The organism is Peribacillus sp., assembly GCF_059453735.1.
Map to the genome: position 1 here is coordinate 1 of NZ_JAZVJO010000255.1, position 4,243 is coordinate 4,243.

The window sequence follows — 4,243 nt, forward strand, 5'->3', positions numbered from 1 at the left end:
GGAAATCAACACTTTTAGAAGATAAAAAAGAAAACTGTAGACAAGACTCGATTTTCATCGAGCTGTCTACAGTCTGAGGCTTTCCCTTTTGAGTTGGGAAAGCCTCTTTTGGTTTTAAATTTAATAGGATAAAATCGCAAATCCATATCCTGCAAGGGTAATCGATGAACCAGTATACGTTTTTTCTGAATAGATATCTTTTATGTCACCCAGAGGTTCAGTAAGTGAGTACGTTTTTTCGGTATCTGTTGAATTCACTAGAACAACAACCGACTTATCCTCTGTGTACTTACGGTAGCCAAAGATTCCGTTCGGACTATCGGGCAGCAGGAATTCGATTTCGCCGTCATTCGCCAGTAGTCGCTCATTTGTCCGGAGGTTTATCAGTTTTTGAATATGCCGTTTCATATCCAGATTTTGATCTTCTTCATTCCAAACCATGCATTCACGGCAGCCTGGATCAGCACCGCCGCTCATGCCAATCTCGTCGCCATAGTAGAGGCATGGTGTGCCCATAAAAGTTAGGAGCATGGTATAGATTAACTTAGTTCGTTGTTCATCGTCCGCACATTCTGTTAATATCCGGGGTGTGTCGTGACTGCCAACAAGATTGAAGGTAACTTCAAAGACATTTTTCGGATAGTTGTGATAGACCTTACTCATATTTTCAATAAATTCCTGGCCAGTAATACTTTGCTTTGCGAGCAGGTTTTTAATATTCGTTGTGAATGGGTAATTCATAACACCGTCAAATTGATCACCGCGCAGCCAAGCCATCGAATCATGCCAAATTTCTCCGAGAATATAGAGATCACTCTTTATGCTACGAACTTCTTGACGAAACTCACGCCAAAACTGATGGTCAATTTCATTTGCTACATCAAGACGCCATCCATCAATATTAAATTCCTCAATCCAATACTTACCGACCGTAAGCAGGTAATCCTTTACATCTGGGTTAGCTGTATTTAATTTAGGCATGCTTTCTACAAAACCAAATGCATCATAATTAGGACGCTCACCGCCTGTCAGCGGGAAACCGTGGGGCTGGAACCACTCTTTATAAGGGGATTGCTCCCCCTTTTCTAGTACATCTTGAAACGGAGGGAAGTAATAACCGCTATGGTTGAATACAGCGTCGAGCATGACTTTAATCCCGCGGCTGTGGCATTCAGCAATTAATCGCTTCAGCGTTTCCTTATCACCGAATTGGGGATCAATTTCCATATAATCGATGGTATCGTATTTATGATTAGAGTAGGCCTTAAAGATAGGCGTGAAATAAATCCCGTTTATGCCTAGGTCCGCAAGATAATCGAGATGTTGTATGATACCGGCAAAATCACCGCCAAAAAAGTTATTTACAGTTGGTTTTTCACTGCCCCACGGTATTGTTCCTTGAGGATCCAAAGAAGAATCACCGTTCGCAAAGCGTTCAGGGAAGATTTGATACCAGACCGTATTCTTTACCCAATCGGGAGCATCGAATACTTCATTTTCATGCAAGTACGGAATACAGAAATAGAAATCAGTATCTAGTGGAGCTGTTTCATAGAATCCTTTTTCCGTGTAAATCATAGTTTCAGCATCAGATTGAAGTTTAAAACCGTATCGCAGCCTTTTGAAAGCTGGCGAAACATATACCTGCCAATAATCAAAGACATCGTCACTGCCGGAAAACGCCATCGGCATTTCTTCTATTTGCCACTCGTTATTTTCCCATATGTACGGATCACCAAATAAAAGTGTAACCTTTTGAACATCTGCCTTTTTTGTACGAAGTCTGATATGGAGGGTGGTTGTATTGATTGAATAAGCAAAATTATCGCTAGGACGATGATAAACAGCGGATTTTTCCATGTGAACACTCCTTAAGTATCCGTTTTATAGTGAATCTGAATGATATCTACAAAATAGCAGAGAAGTAAATTTTATACAAGATTAATAACCTAGTGAACTGAACGATATCTATAACATAGAGCAGCTTAAATATGTCCGGATTTAGAAGAAACGTAAAAATTAAAATAAAAATATAAAAAAAGGATTGTATAATATAGGGAAAATTGTATAATAAACTCATAGGTTGTGCAATCGCTTTCACATTTTTCGTTTATAAGAACGAACTTAGTTCTTGTAACACTAATGCTGTAATGACAGTAATAGAATAAAAGATGAACGTTTCTAGTATTGTTTTGATAGCGGTTACATATTTACGTTTGTTTTGCCATTTGTGCAAACGATTGTCCGACTGAAAAGCTAGATTCATAAATTACAGGGGGTCACAAAAATGAAAAAACTTTTTACACTCGTCACCATGATGATCATGGTTGTTGGGCTGCTCGCTGCTTGCGGACCAGATCGTGAAGAGCCGGCAAAGTCAGGTAAGACGAATGATAAAGAAAAAGAAACCACGACAGAAGAAGCAAAACCAGAAAAACTGGTTGTTTGGGAAGATGTAGACAAATCAGTAGCGTTGAAACCAGCTATTGAATCTTTCGAAAAGGAATATGGTATCAAAGTTGAATTTAAAGAATTAAATATGGCTGATAAGATGCGTGATCAATTACGTTTGGACGGTCCTTCTGGAAATGGAGCAGACGTTGTTACATTGCCGCATGACCAAATTGGTCAAGTTGTTACTGAGGCATTGATTCAAGAACTTAAAGTTGAAGATTCTGTACTGAATACGTTTACAGAAGCTTCTATAACAGCACAGAAATACGATGGTAAGCTTTATGGCCTGCCAAAAGCTACGGAAACACCAGTTTTCATCTACAATAAAAAGTTAATGCCTGAAGCCCCAGCTACGATGGACGAGCTTTATACAAAAGCAAAAGAGTTAACGAAAGATAAACAATACGGCTTTAATGCAAAATGGGATGACTTCTACTTCGCTCACGGTGTTATCGCCGGCATGGGCGGATATGTATTTAAAGAAACAGACGGTGCTCTTGATCGTGAGGATATCGGCTTAAACAATGAGGGAGCTGTTGAAGGAGCTGCCTATATTCAAAAATGGTATAGTGAAGGCCTTTTCTCTAAAGGAATTATTGGAGACAGCGGCGGAGCAACAATGGATGGTTTATTTAATGAAGGAAAACTTGCCTCTGTTATGAATGGACCATGGGCATTCCAAAGTATGAAGGATGCAGGAATTGATTTTGGAGTTACCGCAATGCCAACACTTCCAAATGGCGAGCATATGAAAACATTTATGGGTGTAAAAGGATGGCATGTTACTGCATTCACGAAGAACCCATACTGGTCTACAAAATTAGTTGAATGGTTAACGAATGAAGAAAACGCAAAAATTCGTTTTGAAAAAACCAAAGAAATTCCACCAGTTAAAACTGTTATTGAAGATCCAATCATTGCAGCTGATCAAGGTGCAAAAGCAGTGGCTGAGCAATCACAATACGCTGTACCAATGCCTAATATTCCAGAAATGGGAGAAGTATGGGATCCAGCGAAAATCGCCTTAGAAACGATTGCAACGGGTAAAGCGGATCCAAAAGAAGCAATGGACAATGCAGTAAAAACAATTAAAACGAATATCGAAACAAATCACCCAGCAAAATAAATAATTAAGGGCTTTGGCTTTCCTCTAAAAGGGGACAGCCTTTGTCCGTCTTAGTAAGGCAAGCGTTTGCACGAAAAAGTAAATGATTCTCCTAAGAAGAAAGGGAGGCCTGTATTTAATGGACAGCATACCTTCAACAACTAATACACCAATTATCCCGCCTTTGAAAACAAAACATGGTCGAAATGCCGCACTACTTTCAATTATTCCAGGATTCGGCCAGTTCTATAATAAACAGTTTATGAAGGGGATTATTTTCTTAATCCTTACTGTAGCATTTTTTAGCAGCTTTTATTCAACACTTAACTGGGGGTTTTGGGGGCTCTTTACCTTAGGAACCATTCCAGGCTTGGATCACTCCGTTTTTCTTCTTGTAGATGGAATCATCGCACTGCTTGTCGCACTGATAGGGCTGCTCATTTATGCTGTTAATATTTATGATGCATTGCATAATGGGCGGAAACGAGACAAGGGATTATACTTAAATAGTGTGAGAGAACAATACCATAACCTGTTAGACAATGGTTTTCCATATTTAATGATATCGCCAGGATTTCTATTACTAATATTTGTGGTTATTTTTCCAATTTTATTTGTAATCTTGCTATCCTTTACCAATTATGACTTATACCACTCACCACCGGCGAAGCTTGTGGATTGGGT

At 39.2% G+C, this 4,243-nt stretch carries 2 protein-coding genes and 1 pseudogene; 2 read left to right on the plus strand and 1 reads right to left on the minus strand.

Annotation, left to right across the window (positions count from 1 at the left end):
• Positions 1-120 precede the first annotated feature (120 nt).
• Positions 121-1,860 (minus strand): glycoside hydrolase family 13 protein, encoded by a 1,740-nt coding sequence (locus AC52RT_RS08020; protein WP_495540258.1) that lies wholly within the window; start codon positions 1,858-1,860, stop codon positions 121-123.
• 427 nt (positions 1,861-2,287) lie between these two features.
• Between AC52RT_RS08020 and AC52RT_RS08025 the strand changes: the two genes are divergently transcribed.
• Positions 2,288-3,580: an extracellular solute-binding protein gene (locus AC52RT_RS08025; protein ID WP_495540259.1), complete on the plus strand. Its 1,293-nt coding sequence runs from the start codon at positions 2,288-2,290 to the stop codon at positions 3,578-3,580.
• A 118-nt stretch (positions 3,581-3,698) separates the two neighbouring features.
• Positions 3,699-4,243, plus strand: a pseudogene (locus AC52RT_RS08030) (sugar ABC transporter permease); the annotation flags it as partial.